The sequence below is a fragment of the uncultured Mucilaginibacter sp. genome (assembly GCF_937859865.1).
Lineage (GTDB): Bacteria > Bacteroidota > Bacteroidia > Sphingobacteriales > Sphingobacteriaceae > Mucilaginibacter_A.
In genome coordinates this window covers 1-20,014 of the sequence record NZ_CALMAT010000009.1, presented here as the reverse complement: position 1 = coordinate 20,014, position 20,014 = coordinate 1, and the positions used below count along the sequence as shown (strand labels likewise).

At 41.0% G+C, this 20,014-nt stretch carries 23 protein-coding genes and 1 other RNA gene; 12 read left to right on the top strand and 12 right to left on the bottom strand.

From position 1 onward, the window contains the following. Positions 1–32: 32 nt before the first annotated feature. Positions 33–407, bottom strand: coding sequence for a hypothetical protein (locus Q0192_RS01305; RefSeq protein ID WP_299284908.1), 375 nt, complete (start codon positions 405–407; stop codon positions 33–35). A 96-nt stretch (positions 408–503) separates the two neighbouring features. Here Q0192_RS01305 and Q0192_RS01300 point away from each other — a divergent pair, with 96 nt between their 5' ends. From Q0192_RS01300 to Q0192_RS01280, 5 genes are all read left to right on the top strand, one after another. Beyond that, on the top strand, positions 504–1,223 hold the full coding sequence (locus Q0192_RS01300) for a glycosyltransferase family 2 protein (protein ID WP_299284905.1): 720 nt from the start codon (positions 504–506) through the stop codon (positions 1,221–1,223). A 6-nt stretch (positions 1,224–1,229) separates the two neighbouring features. Next, positions 1,230–2,480, top strand: coding sequence for a glycosyltransferase family 39 protein (locus tag Q0192_RS01295; RefSeq protein ID WP_299284902.1), 1,251 nt, complete (start codon positions 1,230–1,232; stop codon positions 2,478–2,480). A 164-nt stretch (positions 2,481–2,644) separates the two neighbouring features. Beyond that, entirely contained in the window at positions 2,645–3,349 is a 705-nt protein-coding gene (locus Q0192_RS01290) for a YdcF family protein (protein WP_299284899.1), read from the top strand. A 159-nt stretch (positions 3,350–3,508) separates the two neighbouring features. Further along, positions 3,509–4,846, top strand: coding sequence for an MBOAT family O-acyltransferase (locus tag Q0192_RS01285; protein WP_299284896.1), 1,338 nt, complete (start codon positions 3,509–3,511; stop codon positions 4,844–4,846). 102 nt (positions 4,847–4,948) lie between these two features. Next, positions 4,949–5,779: a hypothetical protein gene (locus tag Q0192_RS01280; protein ID WP_299284893.1), complete on the top strand. Its 831-nt coding sequence runs from the start codon at positions 4,949–4,951 to the stop codon at positions 5,777–5,779. Between the two features lie 186 nt (positions 5,780–5,965). Here Q0192_RS01280 and Q0192_RS01275 read toward each other — a convergent pair whose 3' ends face one another. The 3 genes from Q0192_RS01275 to Q0192_RS01265 all read right to left on the bottom strand — a co-directional run bounded on the left by Q0192_RS01275 (position 5,966) and on the right by Q0192_RS01265 (position 8,386). Beyond that, positions 5,966–7,504, bottom strand: a complete 1,539-nt coding sequence (locus Q0192_RS01275; protein WP_299284890.1) for a S53 family peptidase — start codon at positions 7,502–7,504, stop codon at positions 5,966–5,968. Between the two features lie 268 nt (positions 7,505–7,772). Further along, positions 7,773–8,135 carry a DUF4142 domain-containing protein gene (locus tag Q0192_RS01270; protein ID WP_299284887.1) on the bottom strand — a complete coding sequence of 121 codons (363 nt, stop codon included), beginning with the start codon at positions 8,133–8,135 and terminating at the stop codon, positions 7,773–7,775. Next, on the bottom strand, positions 8,132–8,386 hold the full coding sequence (locus Q0192_RS01265; RefSeq protein WP_299284884.1) for a hypothetical protein: 255 nt from the start codon (positions 8,384–8,386) through the stop codon (positions 8,132–8,134). Before Q0192_RS01265 ends, Q0192_RS01270 begins: the two co-directional genes overlap by 4 nt. A gap of 244 nt (positions 8,387–8,630) precedes the next feature. On the opposite strand from Q0192_RS01265, the gene rnpB reads away from it, so the two are divergent. Both rnpB and Q0192_RS01255 read left to right on the top strand, forming a co-directional pair. After that, positions 8,631–9,020, top strand: an RNA gene (rnpB, locus tag Q0192_RS01260) — RNase P RNA component class A. Between the two features lie 111 nt (positions 9,021–9,131). Next, entirely contained in the window at positions 9,132–10,511 is a 1,380-nt protein-coding gene (locus Q0192_RS01255) for a sigma-54 dependent transcriptional regulator (RefSeq protein WP_299284881.1), read from the top strand. Between the two features lie 323 nt (positions 10,512–10,834). On the opposite strand, the gene Q0192_RS18710 is transcribed toward Q0192_RS01255, so the two are convergent. From Q0192_RS18710 to Q0192_RS01240, 4 genes are all read right to left on the bottom strand, one after another. Continuing rightward, complete coding sequence (locus Q0192_RS18710) at positions 10,835–10,933, bottom strand: hypothetical protein (RefSeq protein WP_366518127.1); 99 nt, start codon at positions 10,931–10,933, stop codon at positions 10,835–10,837. A 25-nt stretch (positions 10,934–10,958) separates the two neighbouring features. After that, positions 10,959–11,108: a type II toxin-antitoxin system YoeB family toxin gene (locus Q0192_RS18705; protein WP_366518126.1), complete on the bottom strand. Its 150-nt coding sequence runs from the start codon at positions 11,106–11,108 to the stop codon at positions 10,959–10,961. Between the two features lies 1 nt (position 11,109). Next, the gene (locus tag Q0192_RS01245; RefSeq protein WP_299284878.1) at positions 11,110–11,385 is read right to left on the bottom strand and encodes a type II toxin-antitoxin system Phd/YefM family antitoxin; all 276 of its coding nucleotides are present in this window, start codon (positions 11,383–11,385) and stop codon (positions 11,110–11,112) included. Between the two features lie 102 nt (positions 11,386–11,487). Then, complete coding sequence (locus Q0192_RS01240; RefSeq protein ID WP_299284875.1) at positions 11,488–12,399, bottom strand: Gfo/Idh/MocA family oxidoreductase; 912 nt, start codon at positions 12,397–12,399, stop codon at positions 11,488–11,490. A 152-nt stretch (positions 12,400–12,551) separates the two neighbouring features. Here Q0192_RS01240 and Q0192_RS01235 point away from each other — a divergent pair, with 152 nt between their 5' ends. Further along, complete coding sequence (locus tag Q0192_RS01235; protein WP_299284872.1) at positions 12,552–12,902, top strand: phage holin family protein; 351 nt, start codon at positions 12,552–12,554, stop codon at positions 12,900–12,902. Between the two features lie 52 nt (positions 12,903–12,954). Then, on the top strand, positions 12,955–13,833 hold the full coding sequence (locus tag Q0192_RS01230; protein ID WP_299284869.1) for a DUF1080 domain-containing protein: 879 nt from the start codon (positions 12,955–12,957) through the stop codon (positions 13,831–13,833). Positions 13,834–14,167: 334 nt separating this feature from the next. Here Q0192_RS01230 and Q0192_RS01225 read toward each other — a convergent pair whose 3' ends face one another. Then, positions 14,168–15,454 carry a citrate synthase gene (locus tag Q0192_RS01225; protein ID WP_299284866.1) on the bottom strand — a complete coding sequence of 429 codons (1,287 nt, stop codon included), beginning with the start codon at positions 15,452–15,454 and terminating at the stop codon, positions 14,168–14,170. Between the two features lie 373 nt (positions 15,455–15,827). Here Q0192_RS01225 and queA point away from each other — a divergent pair, with 373 nt between their 5' ends. Further along, on the top strand, positions 15,828–16,877 hold the full coding sequence (queA, locus tag Q0192_RS01220; RefSeq protein WP_299284863.1) for a tRNA preQ1(34) S-adenosylmethionine ribosyltransferase-isomerase QueA: 1,050 nt from the start codon (positions 15,828–15,830) through the stop codon (positions 16,875–16,877). Positions 16,878–16,917: 40 nt separating this feature from the next. Continuing rightward, positions 16,918–17,598 (top strand): 2-C-methyl-D-erythritol 4-phosphate cytidylyltransferase, encoded by a 681-nt coding sequence (locus tag Q0192_RS01215; RefSeq protein ID WP_299284860.1) that lies wholly within the window; start codon positions 16,918–16,920, stop codon positions 17,596–17,598. Positions 17,599–17,624: 26 nt separating this feature from the next. Here Q0192_RS01215 and Q0192_RS01210 read toward each other — a convergent pair whose 3' ends face one another. The 3 genes from Q0192_RS01210 to Q0192_RS01200 form a co-directional block, all read right to left on the bottom strand. Next, positions 17,625–17,786: a lmo0937 family membrane protein gene (locus tag Q0192_RS01210; protein WP_299284857.1), complete on the bottom strand. Its 162-nt coding sequence runs from the start codon at positions 17,784–17,786 to the stop codon at positions 17,625–17,627. A 149-nt stretch (positions 17,787–17,935) separates the two neighbouring features. Further along, on the bottom strand, positions 17,936–18,157 hold the full coding sequence (locus Q0192_RS01205; RefSeq protein ID WP_002996718.1) for a DUF2795 domain-containing protein: 222 nt from the start codon (positions 18,155–18,157) through the stop codon (positions 17,936–17,938). 73 nt (positions 18,158–18,230) lie between these two features. After that, complete coding sequence (locus tag Q0192_RS01200; RefSeq protein WP_299284853.1) at positions 18,231–18,779, bottom strand: cob(I)yrinic acid a,c-diamide adenosyltransferase; 549 nt, start codon at positions 18,777–18,779, stop codon at positions 18,231–18,233. A gap of 93 nt (positions 18,780–18,872) precedes the next feature. Here Q0192_RS01200 and Q0192_RS01195 point away from each other — a divergent pair, with 93 nt between their 5' ends. Continuing rightward, positions 18,873–19,853 (top strand): chitinase, encoded by a 981-nt coding sequence (locus tag Q0192_RS01195; protein ID WP_299284850.1) that lies wholly within the window; start codon positions 18,873–18,875, stop codon positions 19,851–19,853. Positions 19,854–20,014 lie beyond the last annotated feature (161 nt).

Below are 20,014 nucleotides of genomic sequence, written 5' to 3'. Positions count from 1 at the left end.
GAACACTAAAAAAACAGCCTTAAAAGAAGCATTTATCCTGCCTGTGGCGGGCGAAAAACAGCGCCGGGATTTGGCGTTTGAAAGTCGGAACAATAAGGCGTGGCAATAATCTGCAACAATTGTGCGTGGAATTTAACTTCAGAAGAAACCACCAAATAACTTTCCTGGAACAAGCTTTTTTGCGTTTGGCGCTCCTCGCTTTTCTCTTTTTCTTCGGCCTGTTTGATCTTTTTCATCAAATAACAATGGCCGTTACAGTGCATCCAAGGCTTGTCGCGGTTTTCGCACAAATTGCTGGCGATGTATTTTTGGTTTATCCCGAAACCTGCACAAACGAAAAGCCGGCCAAAATTAGCCGAAACCACCGCCAAAAGCAGAAAAAGGGAAACTACACGCCGAAGCATCATTGCAACAAAGGTAAATGGCGTAACTTAAACATTCAAGTGTTACGTATAAATTAATTTGCCCTGATGTTAATTCGATAAAATTTATACTTTTAAAAAATGATCCGCAAATTATCCATCGTCATTCCGGCTTACAACGAGGCGCAAACCATCCACCTCATTCTAAATAAATTAAAGCAGGTTGAGTTGGTTAACCAGATTGAAAAAGAAGTGATTATTGTAAACGATTGCTCTACCGATGGCACCGAAAATACAATTCTAACTTATAAATCCAACAACCCTGACCTGCCAATTAATTATTTTAAACATGAAATTAACCAGGGAAAAGGCGCGGCTTTGCACACCGGCATTGCCAAAGCAACCGGCGAATATTTGATTGTGCAAGATGCCGATTTGGAATACGACCCGAACGAATACAACGACTTATTAAAGCCTGTCATCACCGGTTTTGCCGATGTGGTTTACGGCTCCAGGTTTATGGGCAGCAACCCGCACCGCATTTTGTTTTTCTGGCATACCATCGGCAACAAAATTTTGACCACTTTTTCTAACATGTGCACCAATCTCAATTTAACAGATATGGAAACTTGTTACAAGTTGTTTAAAACAGACGTGATCCAAAACATCCAATTAAAAGAAAAACGTTTTGGATTTGAACCTGAAGTTACGGCGAAAATTGCACGCGTGCCCAAAATAAGGATTTACGAAGTTGGCATTTCGTATTACGGAAGGACGTATGAAGAAGGAAAAAAAATTGGCTGGAAAGATGGTTTCCGGGCTTTGTATTCGATCACAAAATACGGACTTTTTAAAATGTAATTGGATATGAAAAAACTTTTACGTTGGTATTCTGGCTTAAATATTTATTTACAATTAGCTCCATTTCTATTATTGTATTTGGCGATTTGTGTTGTACTTGCGCCACATAATTTTGTGGATGATGAAGAACGATACATCCGGTTTGCAAGAAACATTTTACACGGGTTTTATTCGCCGCCGCTTCCCAATATTGACCTTTGGAACGGGCCGGGTTATCCATTAGTTGTAGCGCCTTTTTTGTTATTGAAACTTCCGTTGATGATCATCCGAATATTGAATGCTTTGATGATGTACGCTTCATTGGTACTTGTTTATAAAACCATCCGGCTTTATGCTTCTCAAAAAACAGCCTTAGTTTGTGCAATTTTATTAGGATTGTATTTTCCGGTTTACGAAAAAATCCCATTGGTTTTGACAGAATGTTTAACCTGGTTTTTAATAAGCTTGATTGGTTATTTGTTTTTTAAGATTGGAAAAGAGAAAAAGCTTTCCTCAAAAACAATTTGGCTTTGTGCCATTGCAATTGCATTTTTAACTATGACTAAAGTTGTATTCGGCTATGTGATTATCGCTATGTTGTTTATTTCTTTGATACTGTTTTTACTGCCTAAATTTCGGTCATCGGCAAAAAAATTTACCTACGTATTTGCCCTGTCGTTTTTACTTTGCGTACCTTATCTTGTTTACACTTACAGCGTTACGCACAAACCTTTTTATTGGACAAACAGCGGCGGCTGGTCGTTGTACAACATGAGTGCGCCGTATCCAAATGATTGGGGCGATTGGAAAGATAACCCGCAAATGTTGCAAAACCCAAACTACAAAGTTTTTGTGGACAGCGTTTTAAAATTACCACCATTAGAGCGCGATGCAATTTACAAAACCAAAGCAATTGAAAACATCAAACATTATCCAAAGAAATATATGCTAAATTGCGTGGCCAATTTGGGTCGTATGTTTTTCTCATACCCTTTCACCAACATGGAACAAGATGTTAAAACTTATTTCACCATTATTCCAAATATGTTTGTGCTTGTTTTTATGGTAATTACGCTTGGATTGGGCATTTTTCATTATAAAAAACTACCGCAAGAAATAATTCTACTGCTTTTGTTCATCTTAATTTACCTGGCTGGAAGTACACTGGTAAGTGCTTTCAGAAGAATGTTTTATATCACGATGCCTTTTTGGACAGTCTTTATCGCTTATGTTTTAACCAATATTGTTTCCATTAAATTTAAGCATAACAGAGATTAATTTCAAAAAATTAGATTTTACTTGTGTGTTTTCTAATGCTTCTTTTATCGGCAAAATTTAGTGTGCCTACAAAGCTTTTAATCCTATTGTTCATCAAACTTTACCAACTGGAAAATATGTTTTTCATCCTCTCAAAACTATTAATCTTTTTTATTTTCCCAATCATGTGGATTATCATTTTGCTCCTGTTTGCGTGTTTTACAAAACATAAAAGGCATCGTCGCGTAGCTATAATTGCAAGTGTTGTCCTGTTGCTTTTTTTCTCTGATCCATTTTTATTAAACCAATTTGCCAAATATTGGGACATCCAAACCACAACCTTAAAAAAAAACAATTATAGTTGTGCTTTAATTTTAGGCGGTTACATTAACGAAGATAATAGTGGTCATGGTTTTTTAAACGCTGCTTCTGATCGGTTTATCCAAGGCATCAAACTAAAAGAAAACGGAACCGTAAGCCATTTACTTTTTACCGGCGGCAGTGCAAACTTAGTTCCCGACAAATTTAATTTTACCGAAGGCAATTGGATCAGAACAGAAGCCCGAAGTTTTAATATTGCTGATAGTGCCTTATTGTTTGAAAAAAAATCGCGCAACACAATTGAAAATATCCAATTTTCAAAACAAATTTTAGAAGCCAAACATTTGCCGCCACCATATTTGCTGATTACTTCGGCCTTTCACATGCGGCGTGCTTTGTTGATTTGCAAAAAAGCAAACCTAAATATTGAGCCATATCCTTGTAACTATTTTGCCGGAAAAGGGCTTTTTACTTTTGCTGATTTTATTCCGTCTGCACAAACTTTGTCGGATTGGAATATTTATGTTAAAGAGTTGGTTGGATATGTTGTTACTTCAATAAAAAGCTGATTTAAATTAAAATTGGAGAAATTACATTGACAACCAAAACCTATGCTTTTTAACTCTTATTCATTTCTGGTTTTTTTTATCATTGTTACAAGTTTATATTATTTGTTGCCTTATTCAAAAAGATGGTTGTTGCTTTTGTTAAGCAGTTGCTATTTTTACATGGCTTTTGTTCCGGTTTATATTCTAATTTTAGGTTTCACCATTGTTGTTGATTACTTTGCCGGAATTTGGATTGAAAACGCACAAGGCAAACATCGTAAGTTGTTTTTAATCTTAAGTTTAATTGCAAACATTGGCGTATTGGTTTTTTTTAAATATTTCAATTTTATCAATCAAAACCTAAGCTTTTTATTGGAGAACTTTGAAACGAAAAACCCACTTCCGTACTTGTCAATTTTGTTGCCAATCGGTTTGTCTTTTCATACTTTCCAAGCCATGAGTTATACCATCGAAGTGTATCGCGGCAATCATCCAGCCGAAAAACACTTTGGTATTTACGCTTTGTATGTCATGTTTTATCCGCAATTAGTGGCCGGTCCAATCGAGCGGCCACAAAATATTTTATACCAATTTAGGGAAAAGCACCATTTTAATTACGAACAAGTTACCATCGGATTGAAACTTGCGGCTTGGGGTTTGTTTAAAAAAGTGGTGATTGCCGACCGGCTTTCAATTGTGGTAGATTCGGTTTACAACCATCCGCAGCATTTCAATAGTTTCAGCTTAATTTTGGCAACCGTATTTTTTGCTTTTCAAATCTTTTGCGATTTCTCCGGCTATTCGGACATGGCTATCGGCATTGCAAGGGTAATGGGTTTTAGGTTGATGGTTAACTTTAACAAACCTTACCAGGCCAAAAGTTTGCACGAGTTTTGGCAACGCTGGCACATTTCCTTATCCACCTGGTTTCGCGATTACTTGTACATTCCGTTGGGCGGAAACAGGGTTGCCATTTCCCGTTGGTATTTTAACTTGTTTATTGTTTTTCTGATTAGCGGCTTGTGGCACGGCGCCAGTTGGACGTATATCATTTGGGGAGCTTTGCATGGCTTTTACCTCATCTTTGCGATCATTACCAAAAACTTTCGAGAGAAAACCAACAAGCTTCTTTTACTGGATAAAATTCCATTTTTATCAACTTTGACCACGTTTTTGCTGGTTGCTTTTGCCTGGATCTTTTTTCGTGCGGATAATTTGCACACTGCTTTTTATATTGTTAAACATATTTTTACAGACATCCCGGATATAATTAACCACTTTACAAACCACTTGCCGGTTTTACAAGATTACGGGTTGAACAACAAAGAGATGGCTTTGTCGGTATTGTTGATTTTGTTTCTGGAAACAGTTCAATATTTGCAAGGTAAAAGAAGCATTGTACAAGCATTGGCGTGCAAACCTGTTTGGTTGCGTTGGTCAGTTTACTATATTTTGCTCATTATGATTGTGGTTTTTGGAGAATTTTCTCAACGTCAGTTTATTTATTTCCAATTTTAGATGCTGAAAAAGTTCTTCGTCAAAACATCAATCTTTGTACTTGGATTACTTGTTTTGCTAATTGTTGCTCTTTTTATACCTGCAAAATCTGGCAGGCAAAATATGCTTTATACCCAAATTGACAAAAACAAGCTTTTAAAAAATACGCTAAAACCGCGCCTTATTTTTGTTGGCGGTTCTAACCTGGCTTATGGTTTGGATAGTAAAAAGATCAAAGATTCGCTGAACATCAACCCGATTAATACGGGCGTGCATGTAAACCTTGGGTTAAAATTTATGCTGTCCAATACTTTGCAATATATCAAACCTGGCGACATTATTGTTTTATCTTCTGAATACCAACAGTTTTACGGAAACCTGGCCAACGGAGAAGGCGAACTGCTTTCATTGGTAACCGATATTATACCGCAAAGCCGAAAACTGCTTGATTACCAACAAGTTTTTACACTTGCAAAATTGTTGCCGGAGTATGCACAATCCAAACTTCGGCCCATCTTTTTATTTTACAAGTTTCCAAAGAACGATGGCGTTGGACGATACGACCGTGCAGCTTTTAACAATTTTGGCGATGCAACTGCACATTGGAAATTATCTGGCGAAAACCCAAAACCTTATCCTGCAATTAATGAAAGTTTTAACTTGGATGCACTGCAAGCTTTGTTAAATTTTAGAAAGGAAGTTTATCAAAAAAAAGCAAAATTGTACGTTACATTTCCGGGTTATCAAAAATCATCCTATCAAAATTCTGTTACCAAAATTATGCATGTAAAAGAAGTATTAAAAGACAATCATTTTTTACTGATTTCTTCTCCTGAAGAATACATCATTCCTGACAGTTTGATTTTTGATACACCTTATCATTTAACTAAAAAAGGTGTGGATTACCGAACAGAATTGTTGATACAAGATTTGAAAAAAGCGATCAAAAGATAAAATTGATTTGTAGCCTGCTGTCATTTCGGCCGCAGAGAGAAATTCTCTTCAAAGCGTTTTAACTTTTACTGTTAGAAGAAGATTTCTCACTGCGTTTCGAAATGCCAGAGCCACGTTTGCCAATCCTGGACTTGTTTAAACATCCTTCAATCAAAACAATACCAATGCTTCTTTTAGCACTATATTTTATGGCAATTGTGATAAAACACCCAAACCTGTACAAGCGTCCCAGCCTGGGCCGGCCGTATAACCGGTAGTGGTTTTGGTGGTTTTGTTATCGCCAACGGTAATATCGCGGCATAAGTTTGGCGTTGCGTAGATGGTTGGGTTGATAAAACCTACCGTTTTACCTTTTTGCTGGTTAACTAAAGCGATCAACCCGGCCATGAGCGGTGCAACGGCACTTGTTCCGCCAAAAACCAATTGCTGGCCATCCACCAAAACCTTGTAGCCTGTACTTGGGTCGGCATCGGCGGCAACATCCGGCACACCGCGGCCTTTAAATTTGGTATCTAAAGAAGCAGGGACATTTGCATTTGCCTGATAATCGGGCAACGGAAAAACATCGCTTACGCCACCACCGGTTGCCGAATCGCTGGCGGCATGCCACACGGTTTCGGAAGTGATTTTGTTGCTGGCATCGGTCAACAGTTTGGTGCCACCGCAAGCCAAAATGTACGGACTGGAAGAAGGAAAATCCACATGCACTTTGCCATCGGTTACGCCATCGGCCGATCCGCCATCGCCGGCGGCAGCACAAATGGTTACGCCCAAAACGGCAGCGGCTTTAAAAGCTTCGTTAAAATTGGTCAAAGCTTGCGGTGTCCAGTTTACCTCTGCCGAACCCCAACTGATGGAAATAACAGAAGGTTTATTGGTTGTATCATGCACTGCCTGCGTAATCGCATCCAAAAAACCCTGATCGGTATTTGGTGCAAAGTAAACTACCAATTTTGCCTCGGGCGCTACTGCCCCGGCCACTTCAATATCCAGCAAAACTTCGCCGTCGGCACTGTTTGCATTTGTTGGCGCGTTTTTGCCGCCATCTACCGATACTGCTTTTACCACCGGTTTTTTTATGCCCAGGTTTTTAAAGTAATTGGTGATGTCAATCGTTTTATAGCCGCCGCCCAACTCAATGATGCCGATACATTGCCCTTTTCCGGTTACGCCGGTGGGGAAACCGTAAATTTTGGCCAACTGGTCGCTGGTGTAAGATGGCGTTCCGGCAGCATGGTTTATAATTTTCTGATCGGGTTTGTAAATCTGGAACATCGGCCGCGCTGCCGGGCGTTCATCAAAACCAAAAACACCGGTGATGACATCGGCCAACTCTGCAGGCACATGGATATCGCCCGTCCTGATTCTAAATTCTGTTCCTTGTTGGTCTTGCAAGTTCAGGTTTACGGCAAAAGCTGCTTCAAAATCACTGATCTTGCCTTTCAAAATCACGCTTCGGCGTGCCAAATCCACCAAAACCGTGGTTAAATGATGCTCGTTTGCAAAAGTTTCCACCGCTTCTACGTCTTCCTGCGAAGCGCCAAATTCCTGCGCATAGTCTTCGCGCGCAATCACTTCGCCTTTGGCTATGGCTTCATCTATTGATCTTTTTCTGCGGATGCGAACGGTAACTTCTATAAACGCTTCCGAATCAATTGGTTTTAGTTCGGTTTTGGGCGTTGGCCTGTGGCTTCCTTTCAAGACAACTTTTTTTGCTGTTTTCATGCTGGTCAATTTTTTTTTGTTAGAGGAAATGCTTGAATTATGTTCTGCTAAGGTAGAAAATCAATATTAAAATTACTAATATTTTTAGTATTTTTTTGATTGAGGCTGAAAAAATGCCGGTAAAAGAAGCATCGGCTTACGACCGGTTCCCCTGAAAAATCACAGCTAAAAAACAAAGCCGCACTTTCCAACCAACAATCAATTTGTTTTGAGGAAAATACGGCTTTTTAGTTTAAACCAATACTTCTTTTACCGGCCTAAAATACGCTTACTTTTTTTGTGCGCTGGCATTTTTGGCATTGTTGGCGTCATTTTTTTTGTTGAGGGAAGCGTTCAGTTTTTCCGCTTCGTTTAAGTGCATTTTTAAAATCGGCAGGTTTTTTACGGCAAAAGCTTTCAAGTCCGGGTCTTTTACCGTGGTGGTTGCTTTTTCAAATTCGGCCACGTCTTTTTGATGTGCCTGCACCATCATCTCCATATATTTTAAATCGAAACCGGCGCTGCTTTGCAAGCTCATCGAATCTACACGGTCTTGCACATCTTTTTCCAAAGCCACCGGCAAAGTTAATTTTTTGCTGTTAGCCAGGTTTTTCAATTCGGTGCTTGATTTGGTATGGTCTTTTACCATCATCGCGCCATAGTTTTTCGCTGCGCCAAGCCGCTCAATTGGATTTCCATCATGCCACTGGCAGCGGCTTTATAAGCAAAACCGGCATCGCCCGTGCCAACCTGCAATACATCGGTAGTTTTAACGGTATCGGCCAAAGCACCTTTTTGGGCTTCATCTTTTTCTTTGTCTGTGGTACCGCCCGAAGTACTGTGGCCGCAGGAAATCACAAAAACGGAAGCAGCAAGCAATAAGTAATGGTTATATTTTTTCATGTCGAAGTTTTTATCTGTTTTTAAACCTATTAACTCTTTGGAAAATGTTTTGTTTGGGAAAAGGTGCTATCGGCTTTCAGCTATCGGCAGTCAGCTATCAGCAGTCAGCTATCGGCAGTCAGCAGTTAGCTATCGGCTCCCGGCTATTAGCTATCAACCATTAACTATCAGCTATTAGCTACCAGCTATAAAAGAAGCTGATGGCTGATAGCTGAATGCTTTCAGCTAATTACTATCTTCGCCCCCAGCAAAACGTTCTGCCGCTCCGTTGGGTTTTCCCTTCGGGGAGGAAAGTCCGGGCAGCGCAGGGCATCCTGCTTCCTAACGGGAAGGCGCCATTTCCGGATGGGCGACAGCAAGTGCCACAGAAAATAAACCGCCCCGATTTATCGGCGGCAAGGGTGAAAACGTGCGGTAAGAGCGCACGGCCTGGCATGGCAACATGCCTTGCGGTAAACCTCAGGAGCTGAAAGGCCAAATAGGTTCCGGCAACCACAGAAAGCGGTCCGCTTTTGTTGCCACGCAACGCCGGAACGGGTAGGCTGATTGAGGTGATGGGCGATCATCATCCCAGATAAATGGCAGAAACCCGGGCAACCGGGCACAGAACCCGGCTTACAGGTTTGCTATCCGGATTATTACACCAAACCCTTTTCTGCAACATGGAGAGGGTTTGATTTTTAAAGCCCAAAAAATTCTATCTTAGCGGCCGGAAAAAAACCAAGCCTTTAAGCAATAAAAATCAATGTCGAAAATTTTGATTATAGATGATGAACGTGCCATACGGAGTACGCTTCGGGAAATTTTGGAGTACGAAGATTATCAGGTAGATGATGTAGATAACGGCGTTGATGCGCTCAACCTGATCAAAAAGGGCGACTACAACTTGGTTTTGTGCGACATCAAGATGAACCGTATGGATGGTTTGGAAGTGCTTACCGAAGCGCTTGCCGTAAAACCAGACCTGCCTTTTATCATGATCTCCGGCCATGGAACGGTAGAAACAGCGGTGGAAGCCAGCAAAAAAGGCGCTTTTGATTTCATCAGCAAACCACCGGATTTAAACCGTTTGCTCATCACGGTACGTAATGGCTTGGACCGCGGCTCACTGGTTTCGGAAACAAAAGTTTTAAAGAAAAAAGTTTCTAAAACCCGCGAAATCCTGGGCCTGTCGCAAGCCATCAGCAAAATAAAAGAAACGATAGACCGCGTGGCGCCAACCGAAGCGCGCGTACTGGTTACCGGTGCCAACGGCAGTGGAAAAGAATTGGTTGCCCGTTGGCTGCACGAGAAATCGCACCGCAGCGATGCGCCGTTAATTGAGGTCAATTGTGCGGCAATCCCTTCAGAACTGATTGAAAGCGAATTGTTTGGCCACGAAAAAGGCTCTTTCACTTCCGCAGTAAAACAACGTATCGGCAAGTTTGAATCTGCCAGCGGCGGCACGCTTTTTTTGGACGAAATTGGCGACATGAGCCTTTCGGCCCAAGCCAAAGTGCTGCGTGCTTTGCAGGAAAGCAAAATTACGCGCGTGGGCGGCGAAAAAGAAATTGATGTGGACGTACGCGTGGTGGCCGCAACCAACAAAGATTTACTGAAAGAGATCGAAGCCGGCAATTTCCGGATGGATTTGTACCACCGTTTAAGCGTGATCCTGATCCATGTGCCGCCACTTTCGGACCGGCGTGATGATATTCCGCTCCTCACCAAAAGTTTTCTGGAAGAAGTTTGCACCGATTATGGCATGCCGGTAAAAAAGGTTTCGGATGCAGGCATGGAAGCTTTAAAAGCTTTGCCTTGGACGGGCAACATCCGCGAGCTGCGCAACATGATCGAACGTTTGATCATCCTGAGCGACAAAACAATTACCGATTTGGATGTAAAAGCTTTTGCCAACCCATCGGCCCCGGTTACGGTTGGGCATCAAGCCATTTCTGCACAGCCGGATTTTGACAACTTTAAAAGTTTCCAGGAATACAAGGATTTTGCCGAGCGCGAATACATCAAATTCAAGCTCGAAAAAAATGGCTGGAACGTTTCTAAAACGGCCGACGATATTGACATCCAACGCAGCCATTTATACAGTAAAATTGAAAAGTTTGGGTTGAAACGCGGCGAGAACTAAACTTTGCCAATGCTTCTTTTATCGGATAAAAATTGGTGTAGGCCGGGAAAATTTTCCGGCTTTTTTTTGCCCAAAAAATAAAAAGCCCGTTTTGCAACGGGCAAGGATCAGCAAATTTTTACTACCTTAAAACGGTTTTAGTTTTTGATAGCCGGTACAATTTTACGTGTTTAGAATTTAAAAGTTACTTAAAAGTTACTTAAAAGTTACTTAAAAGTTACTTAAAATAATAATTTTTATTATTTATGACATTTATTCCACTCTTTTTATTAACAGAATGAAGATTAAAACTGAATTGTTTAAACGGTGTTTGATTGATAAATTCAATGGTCGTAATGAAACCGACCTTGAACAATCGAGCATTTTTGATCTTCTCCTTTAGTACCAGAAACCTGATAAACCAACCTGTGTTCTCCGGTTATCCTTCTCGACCAAAGCCCTTTTAGTTCATATTTTAACGGTTCGTTTCCCCAAACCTTTAAATGGAGTTTGTTTAATAGACTTTATTAATTCCCTGATTTTATCCGCTGTTTGCTGATCGTTGTCCAGCCAATATTCAAAATCTTCCCAGCCGTCCGGGGTAAATTCGGTATTCATATCAATGTACCGCTACATCTTTTTCATCAAAAGAATAAGCGGTGGTATCGCCCGAACGAAGTTGTTTAAGAGATTTCTCCAACCGTTTGCGGTTGGCAGCAGTAGACAATAAATGATTGGTTTCCGTTAATGAATTATATTCTTTGATAGACATAATCACCACGGCATCTTCTTCCTTGTTGTTTCGGGGAACAATCAAAACGTCCTGCGATTTGCTTACACCATCCAAATAAGCTTTCATCTTAGCGCGCAACGCCGAAATAGTTATAGCTTTCATAATTTTGTACTGTTAAAGGTACAAATTCTTTTATCAACGATTGGCAAGTTCTTGCCAAATTTTAGAAAGAAAGTACTGCAATTGGGGTTATGATTTAACAAATTACAAGTTTGCCTCCAAATCTTCCACAATCCGTTCACAAATTTCATGGGTAAACAAAGCATCGCGTGCAGAAATTTGGGTTGTAGTTTGATGGACAACCGCTTGCAAAAAATCATCCGCCATTTGCTCAAAACCGCGCTTGCGCAAAGTAGATTCCCAATCATTGGTTGCGGTTCGAATACTATTCCGGTTTTCTTCGATTACCAAATCGGCCACATTATAAGCTACACGTTTATGTTTGGCCGTCATCACTTCCACTTTTTCTTCAGTTGTTGCCGTGTCGCGGTTCATGATGCCGATGGCAACCGCGCCGTTTTCAGCTACAAACTGGACTACCAACTGGTGCAACATTTCTCCTTTTTTGATGCCGTTTACCAGCAGATTTTTAATCTCGTATGGAAAAAGATAACGCAGTGTATCTACCACGTGGATAAAATCTTCCACCACAAACCGGCGGACAAAATCCGGCAACGATTTCCGGTTTTTCTGCATTAAAACAAGCATCGGCTCTTCCAATTTTAACTGCTGATACACAGGCGCATAACGGCGGTTAAAACCAACCATCAGCAATACATTTCGCGCTTCGGCCAGTTCTACCAACTCCTTTGATAAAGGGTAATCCATCGTCAAAGGCTTGTCTACAAAAACGGCAACGTTGGCTTCCAGCAATTGTTTCACCAGCTCATAATGCGCTTCGGTTGCGGCATTTACAAAAGCAGCTTGTATTCCGCTTGCCATCAGCGAAGTTAAATTTGTATGCAAGTTTGAAATGCGGTATTGGGTGCCCAATTGCTGCAACCGGCTTTCATTCCTCGAACATAAATGAAACTCGAAACCGGCTTTGCTGCTTAAAACGGGAAGGTACGCTTTCGTTGCAATATCGCCCAAACCAATGATGCCTATTTTAATCATGCTTATTGCTTTTGATGCAAGTGTAAACAAAGGATCTTACTTAGAAAAAAGGAATTGCAGTGTTCAATTCTCCGGTACTTCCAAAACCTGATACTGTTTTTATCGGTATAAATTTTTAGTTTTAACCATTAATAAAAAATACAAAAAAACCTATGCACTTTATTATTGAATTACTGGTAAACGCAGGCATCATCCTTTTACTGTCGCATTTTTTACCAACCATTATTATCCGCAATTTCGGGACTGCCATTTTAGTTGCTTTGGTCATTGGTTTATTAAATGCAACCATCGGTGCCGTCATCCGCTTTCCTTTAAATTTGCTTACACTTGGCCTGCTTTCTTTTATCATCCGGTTATTGGTTACCGCCGTTGTGGTTAAAATAGCCGATGCCATATTTGCCGGTTTTGAAATTAAAGGCTTTACGCCTGCCCTTATTTTGGCTTTTGCTTTGGCTATTGATGGCAGCTTTTTATCTTTTGCATTGCAGCATCAGGTTAGGTAGTGGTTATCTCGACTACTGAAAACCAACTGCAAATACTTCAACTTAAATAAATATGAAACGAATTGCAATTTTGCTGTTTTGCGGCTTATTCCTGCTGCTGAATGCTTCTTTTATGCCACCAAATTTGTGGACGGATTTGCTGGATAAAAACCTATCGAAGTGGGAAAACTATGAAAGTTACCGGCACCAGTTGGGTTATAAAGGCCAGGTTCCGGTGGATGCCAGCGGAAAACCGATTGCGCCAATTGGTTACAATAAAAATGAAGCCAACGTTTTTTCGGTGGTGATGCAAAACGGCGAACCAGTTTTACGCATCAGCGGCGAAATTTACGGTTGCGTTTTTACCAAACAGGATTTTGAAAACTATGATTTAAAGCTGAAGGTAAAATGGGGCACCAAAAAATGGGTACCGCGCTTAACTGAACCCTGGGATTCGGGCATTTTGTATAACTCGCAAGGCCCGGCCGGCGTGGATTACTGGCATTCGTGGATGTTGAGCCAGGAGTTTCAGGTTTCGGCACATGAAAATGGAAATTCGATGGGCGATTATTGGTGCATTGCCAACTCGCAGGCTGACGTGCGCATTGACTATTCGCCAAAAAAAGACTCGCTAAAATTTAACCCGAAAGGCGAAATAATTACCACTGGTAACGGTAAAAACTTTATCCAGGCCAGCGGAAATTACGAAAGCCCGCACGGCGAATGGACAGAACTTGAGCTGATTAGTTTTGGCGGCAAAAGTTTGCATATTGTAAACGGACATGTAGTGATGGCCCTTAGCAATTCAAGTTACCACGACGGCAATCAGCGCAAACCACTTACGCATGGCAAAATCCAATTGCAAAGTGAAGCAGCGGAAGTGTTTTATAAAGACATCAAAATCAGGAATATCAAAGCTATCCCGGCAAAGTATGTTTCTTATTTTGAGTAAAAGGATTTAAGCCGATGCTTTTTTTATCATGCAAAAATTGGTGGTGTTGTTATTTCGATCCGAAGACAAAAGTCTTCTTTCAACTTGAATACTTCTTTTACCACATAAATTTTAAGCAAAGGGATTTAGGCTGATGCTTCTTTTATCATGCAAAAATTGGTGGTGTTGTTATTTCAGACCGAAAGGAGAAACCTTCTTTCAACAAGCCAGAAAATCTAAACCTTCCGCTTCAAAGAAAATCCCTCCTGGTCGGGATGACAGCAAAAACAACTGCACAAAAAAAGCCCCCGTTTTTCGGAAGCTTCTTTTACCGTATAAAAATCAGTGTTAAAACTTAACGTGCCTGCATTTCCACATAATCCCGTTCGGTATAACCGGTATAAACCTGGCGCGGACGGCCAATCGGTTCTTTATTTTCTTTCATTTCTTTCCATTGCGCAATCCAGCCCGGCAAACGGCCCAACGCAAACAGCACGGTAAACATATCCGTCGGGAAACCTAAAGCGCGGTAAATAATGCCCGAATAAAAATCTACGTTTGGATACAATTTTCGCTGCACAAAATAATCATCTTTCAAAGCCACTTCTTCCAATTGTTTGGCAATTTCTAAAACCGGGTCGTTTACGCCTAATTTTTCAAGCACGTCATCACAGGCTTTTTTGATGATCTTGGCACGAGGATCAAAGTTTTTATAAACCCGGTGTCCGAAACCCATCAAACGAAAAGGGTCGTTCTTGTCTTTTGCTTTGGCAATCCATTTTTGCGTGTCGCCGCCATCTTCTTTAATCTGCTCCAGCATTTCGATCACGGCTTGGTTTGCACCACCATGAAGCGGGCCCCAAAGCGCAGAAATCCCAGCAGAAATAGAAGCGTATAAATTACAATCCGAAGAACCCACAATGCGGACCGTTGAAGTAGAACAATTTTGCTCGTGGTCTGCGTGCAAGATCAGCAGTTTGTTCATCACATCCACCAAAACCGGGTCAATTTCAACATCTTCTGTACGCTGGCCAAAAGTCATGTGCAAAAAATTGCTTACATAATCGTATTTGTTTTTGGGATAGATAACCGGGTGGCCGAAAGATTTTTTGTAGATCCAGGAAACGATCGTGCTCATTTTGGCCAGCATTTTGATGATTGTTTGGTTAATCTCCGCTTCAGTTTGGTTGAGTTTCAAAGATTCGGGATAGAAAGCCGAAAGCGAACAAACCAGCGAGCCCAACTGCCCCATCGGGTGCGAATGGCTTGGAAACCCGTCGAAAAACTTCTTCATGTCTTCGTGCACCAACGTGTGGTGGCTGATCTCATTTTGGAAATCGGCAACCTGCTTTTCCGTTGGCAATTCGCCATAAATCAGCAAAAAAGCCACTTCTATAAAATTTGATTTTTCAGCCAATTGCTCAATCGAATAACCGCGGTATCTTAAAATACCTTTTTCGCCATCTAAAAAAGTAATGGCACTTTTGGTAGCGCCAGTATTTTTATAACCGGTATCCAGGGTAATATAACCGCTTAAATCACGAAGTTTTGAAATATCAACCGCCTTTTCATTTTCGGTCCCTGTGATGACAGGGAAATCATAGGTATTTTCGGAAAGCTTTATTTGTGCTGTTTCTGACATGAAAATAAAATTTATAATAAACGTATAAACAGGTTTCCGCGGATGAAAACCTGTTTAAGTACAAGATTTAACCAGCTTGCTTTATAAGCCGATAAAAGTACAATTGTTTGGTAGTTAAATGATATTCGGGCTTATATTTTTATGCAAAAATTTGTTTTTACGGCTGGTTTAAAAAACCAATAAAACTTTTTTGGTTTGAAAAAACAAAAAGCACACCAAAAAAACAGGTGTAAAAGAAGCATCGGCACAAAAGCCAAACTTACCGGCAGCGCTTTAAACCACGTTTTAACATCCTGCAAAAACAACCGTTTAAGCTGTTCGTTTAAGGTAATAAATTTGTACATTTGCGCCCTTAAATTTATTACGCCGAACCATGAAATTATCTCAATTTAAGTTCAACCTGCCAGAATCATTGATTGCCCATTCGCCTTCCGAAAAGCGGGACGAATCCAGGCTGATGGTACTGCACCGTGATTCGGGCAAAATCGAGCACAAAATATTTAAAGACGTGCTGGATTATTTTGATGACAAAGACGTAATGATTTTGAACAACACCAAAGTTTTTCCGGCCCGTTTGTATGGCAACAAGGAAAAAACCGGTGCCACCATCGAAGTTTTTTTGCTGCGCGAATTGAACAAAGAGCTTCGTTTGTGGGATGTTTTGGTTGACCCGGCACGAAAAATCCGTGTGGGCAACAAACTGTATTTCGGCGATGACGATTTGCTGATTGCCGAAGTTGTGGACAACACCACTTCCCGCGGCCGCACCATTCGTTTTTTGTTTGACGGAACAGACGAAGAATTCAGAAAAAACGTAGAAATTTTGGGCGAAACACCGCTTCCGAAATATATTAAACGCAAAGCCACTGCCGAAGACAAAGAGCGTTACCAAACCATTTTTGCGAAAAACGAAGGCGCAGTGGCCGCACCAACTGCCGGTCTGCATTTCAGCCGCGAACTGATGAAACGTTTGGAATTGAAAGGTGTAGAATTTGCAGAAGTTACCTTGCACGTTGGTTTAGGCACTTTTCGCCCGGTTGAGGTGGAAGATTTGACCAAGCACAAAATGGATTCGGAGCAGTTTATCATTGAGCAAAAACAAGCCGACATTGTAAACCGCGGCATTGCAGCCAAAAAACGCATTTGTGCGGTTGGGACAACTTCGATGCGCACCATTGAATCGGCAGTTTCGGCAAGCCATACTTTGAAAGCAGCCAACGATTGGACAAGCAAGTTCATCTTTCCGCCTTATGATTTTAGTATTGCCAACTGCATGATCACCAATTTTCATACGCCGGAATCAACTCTGCTGATGATGATTGCCGCTTTTGGCGGGTACGAAAACGTGATGCACGCTTACGAAGTGGCCATCAAAGAAAAATACCGTTTTTACAGTTATGGCGATGCCATGCTGATTATCTAAATGCTTCTTTTAGCACATAAATTTTAGGTTTCAGGTACAGATGAAATTTTTTGCGGTGATTGTTGCAGGAGGTTCTGGTACCAGGATGAACAGCGAAATACCAAAACAATTTTTGTTATTGAATGGACAGCCGGTGATCATGCACACGATCTCGGCTTTTTTTGCTTCGTTGGAAAAACCCGAAATTTTGGTTGTTTTAAACCGGCAGCAGTTTTCTTACTGGGAAAGTTTGTGCGAATTGCATCAATTTAAAATCAAACACCAATTGGTTGCAGGCGGAGAAACCAGGTTTCACAGTGTAAAAAATGCATTAGAAAAAATAGGCGGAGACGACGTTGTTGCCATTCATGATGCGGTTCGGCCTTTAATCAGCACAGAAATTATTTCAAACGCTTATCAACAGGCATTAAAAGTTGAAAATGCCGTTGTTGCCGTCCCCAGTAAAGATTCTGTTCGATGGCAAAAGGCAAACGGCGAGACGCAAAACTTAAACCGAAGCGAAGTTTTTTTAGTACAAACGCCGCAAACTTTTCAATCATACCAGTTAAAAAAAGCTTACGAACAAGAATATTTGGAAGAATTTACCGATGATGCCAGCGTAGTAGAACGCTCCGGAGAAAAAATCAACTTAATAGAAGGAAACCCGGAAAATTTTAAAATTACGTTTCCATCTGATCTAAGAATTGCAGCAATGTTATTAAACGAAAAAAGCCGCATGTAGCGGCTTTTTTCGTTATCAAGATTTGCTTATGCTCTTCTGATCACTTTTAACAGGATCATGATGATGGCGATAACAAGCAATACGTGTATAATTCCTCCGTCACCAAAAGTTCCGAGCCCATGAAATAAAAATCCGACTACCCATAAGATAATCAGGATTACAGCGATAAGATACAATAGATTTCCCATAATTTCTAAGTTTAAGTTTTAAAGTTTAAGTGGTTATTTTGGTTTCTCATAAGCGAAAACCGTTCCAAAAAGTCAACTTAAAGCAATAATTTTAAAAAAAGAAGTTATGCTGCTTTAATAAGGGCAATAAACTTAAAATAACTAAGTTGCTAATATTCGTCTTCGTTAAAAAAGAAATCGTCTTTTGTAGGGTAATCAGGCCAGATCTCTTCAATATTTTCATACGGCTCGCCGTCGTCTTCCAAAGCCTGCAAATTTTCAATTACCTCAACCGGTGCCCCGGAGCGTATGGCATAATCAATCAGTTCATCTTTAGTTGCCGGCCATGGTGCATCTTCTAAGTGCGATGCCAGTTCGAGTGTCCAATACATAAATAAATTTGTGTTATTTAAAAGTTTGCAAAAGTATAATATTTTAGTTTTAATATCGAAATGTTTTGCCGGATTAAATACGCGGAACCCATTTATTTTCTGCAATATTTTGATCGTGCCCAATCTTTCGTGCCAACATAAACAGGTAATCGCTTAATCTGTTCAGGTAAATTTTCACCTTTTCTTCTACAAAACTTTCTTCAGACAAGGAAACTACAATCCGTTCTGCCCGACGGCAAACGCAACGTGCCAAATGGCAAAAGGCAATTGCATTGTTGCCGCGCGGCAAAATAAAGTGCTTCAGTTGCGGTAAAACACCTTCCATCCTGTCCATTTCTGTTTCCAGCAATTCAATATCTTTTAAGTGAATGTCAGGGATTTTCATAGATGATTTTTCCGGGTCGGCAGCCAGCGAAGCGCCAATGGTAAACAGCCGGTCTTGTATTTCTTTGAGCAGCAAACGGTCTTGCCCATCAATTTCCTGGCCCCAAATCAAACCGATGTAACTGTTCAGCTCGTCCATTGTACCATAACTTTCGATACGCAAATGATGTTTTGGAACGCGAGTTCCGCCGATTAAAGAAGTGTAACCAGAATCGCCGGTTTTGGTATAAATCTTCATGCTGATACAATTAAATAAACCTTACTTTGTTTATCATCTAAAAATTATGTTTTGCTTTTTGCTGGTCCCGGACTTTGTTTTACTTCTCAACCCATGAAAAAATATGCTTTTTTTAGCACCTTAATTTTAAGCTTTATGTTGATTGCCGGTTTCAAATACCTGTCATCAACCCGAACCAAACAAACTGAAGCACCTGCAAAAGTTCCTTTCGCTGCTATGCTCAGCCAAAAAACTTTTGAAGAAATGTTTCCGCAGCGCGACCCGTTTTACACGTATGCTTCTTTTACCGGTGCAATTAAAGCGCTATCAAACATTGTAATCAAGGTTGAAAAACGGGATACGTATCTATTTCGGATTACTCGGACAGACCGAGCTACCGGAAAATCTGCTGTAGTTCGGCAGGATGCGGACTGGAACCAACCCTGGGCAAAAGCTAAAGCATACACCCAGTTTACCGTTGATTTTGGCACTTTTTGTGCCGATAAAAGTTTGGAAACCAGCAAGCGGGAACTGGCCGCATTTTTAGCCCAAATTGCTCACGAAACGCGGCACGGCCGAAACGGACAATACGACGACGGCCTGATGTTTTTGCACGAAGTGAACACCAATTTGCCTTACGTGGACAAGAACGATGTTTATCCGGCTGTTCCCGAAAAAAAATATTATGGCCGCGGGCCGATGCAGATCAGTTACAACGGCAATTATGGTTTTGCAAGCGATTGTATTTTTGGCGATAAAAACAAACTGCTGCAAAACCCGGATTTAATTACCACCGATGCCGTAACGGCTTTTAAAACAGCTCTTTATTTTTGGATGATGCCGCAGGAACAAAAACCATCGGCACATGCTGTAATGGCCGGAAACTGGAAACCAACCGCCGCCGATACGGCAAAAGGCAGGACAGCAGGTTTCGGCATGACTACCAACATTATCAACGGCGAAGTAGAATGCGGCCGCGCAAACCAGTTTGGCCCGGCAGACCGCGCCGGTTTTTACCAGGCTTTTTTAAAAAAATTAAATATCTCCGATCCGAATTGTGTTTGCACTTGCGAGAAGATGCAGCCGTATGAATAAGTGATCAGCTATCAGCCTTCAGCGAATAGCAGGTTTTTTAAATTGGTAGTTAAGTACCGATTGCCAGAAGCTGATAGCTGATTACTGACAGCTAAAAGCTATCGCTCAATCACTTTCGGAATTTTAAAATAATCCGCATCGTGGTCGGGTGCATTCTGCAA

What these genes read in the sequence shown, in the direction of transcription:
- Q0192_RS01255 (WP_299284881.1), top strand. Translation starts at nt 9,132, where the DNA reads ATGTCGAAAATTTTGATTATAGATGATGAACGTGCCATACGGAGTACG.
- Q0192_RS01270 (WP_299284887.1), bottom strand. Translation starts at nt 8,135, where the DNA reads ATGATGGTAAAAGACCATACCAAATCAAGCACCGAATTGAAAAACCTG.
- Q0192_RS01300 (WP_299284905.1), top strand. Translation starts at nt 504, where the DNA reads ATGATCCGCAAATTATCCATCGTCATTCCGGCTTACAACGAGGCGCAA.
- Q0192_RS01200 (WP_299284853.1), bottom strand. Translation starts at nt 18,779, where the DNA reads ATGAAGATTTATACCAAAACCGGCGATTCTGGTTACACTTCTTTAATC.
- Q0192_RS01235 (WP_299284872.1), top strand. Translation starts at nt 12,552, where the DNA reads ATGCACTTTATTATTGAATTACTGGTAAACGCAGGCATCATCCTTTTA.
- Q0192_RS01195 (WP_299284850.1), top strand. Translation starts at nt 18,873, where the DNA reads ATGAAAAAATATGCTTTTTTTAGCACCTTAATTTTAAGCTTTATGTTG.
- Q0192_RS01285 (WP_299284896.1), top strand. Translation starts at nt 3,509, where the DNA reads ATGGCTTTTGTTCCGGTTTATATTCTAATTTTAGGTTTCACCATTGTT.
- Q0192_RS01210 (WP_299284857.1), bottom strand. Translation starts at nt 17,786, where the DNA reads ATGGGAAATCTATTGTATCTTATCGCTGTAATCCTGATTATCTTATGG.
- queA (WP_299284863.1), top strand. Translation starts at nt 15,828, where the DNA reads ATGAAATTATCTCAATTTAAGTTCAACCTGCCAGAATCATTGATTGCC.
- Q0192_RS01280 (WP_299284893.1), top strand. Translation starts at nt 4,949, where the DNA reads ATGCTTTATACCCAAATTGACAAAAACAAGCTTTTAAAAAATACGCTA.
- Q0192_RS01245 (WP_299284878.1), bottom strand. Translation starts at nt 11,385, where the DNA reads ATGAAAGCTATAACTATTTCGGCGTTGCGCGCTAAGATGAAAGCTTAT.
- Q0192_RS01290 (WP_299284899.1), top strand. Translation starts at nt 2,645, where the DNA reads ATGTGGATTATCATTTTGCTCCTGTTTGCGTGTTTTACAAAACATAAA.
- Q0192_RS01265 (WP_299284884.1), bottom strand. Translation starts at nt 8,386, where the DNA reads ATGAAAAAATATAACCATTACTTATTGCTTGCTGCTTCCGTTTTTGTG.
- Q0192_RS01240 (WP_299284875.1), bottom strand. Translation starts at nt 12,399, where the DNA reads ATGATTAAAATAGGCATCATTGGTTTGGGCGATATTGCAACGAAAGCG.
- Q0192_RS01275 (WP_299284890.1), bottom strand. Translation starts at nt 7,504, where the DNA reads ATGAAAACAGCAAAAAAAGTTGTCTTGAAAGGAAGCCACAGGCCAACG.
- Q0192_RS01225 (WP_299284866.1), bottom strand. Translation starts at nt 15,454, where the DNA reads ATGTCAGAAACAGCACAAATAAAGCTTTCCGAAAATACCTATGATTTC.
- Q0192_RS01205 (WP_002996718.1), bottom strand. Translation starts at nt 18,157, where the DNA reads ATGTATTGGACACTCGAACTGGCATCGCACTTAGAAGATGCACCATGG.
- Q0192_RS18705 (WP_366518126.1), bottom strand. Translation starts at nt 11,108, where the DNA reads ATGAATACCGAATTTACCCCGGACGGCTGGGAAGATTTTGAATATTGG.
- Q0192_RS01215 (WP_299284860.1), top strand. Translation starts at nt 16,918, where the DNA reads ATGAAATTTTTTGCGGTGATTGTTGCAGGAGGTTCTGGTACCAGGATG.
- Q0192_RS01295 (WP_299284902.1), top strand. Translation starts at nt 1,230, where the DNA reads ATGAAAAAACTTTTACGTTGGTATTCTGGCTTAAATATTTATTTACAA.
- Q0192_RS01305 (WP_299284908.1), bottom strand. Translation starts at nt 407, where the DNA reads ATGATGCTTCGGCGTGTAGTTTCCCTTTTTCTGCTTTTGGCGGTGGTT.
- Q0192_RS01230 (WP_299284869.1), top strand. Translation starts at nt 12,955, where the DNA reads ATGAAACGAATTGCAATTTTGCTGTTTTGCGGCTTATTCCTGCTGCTG.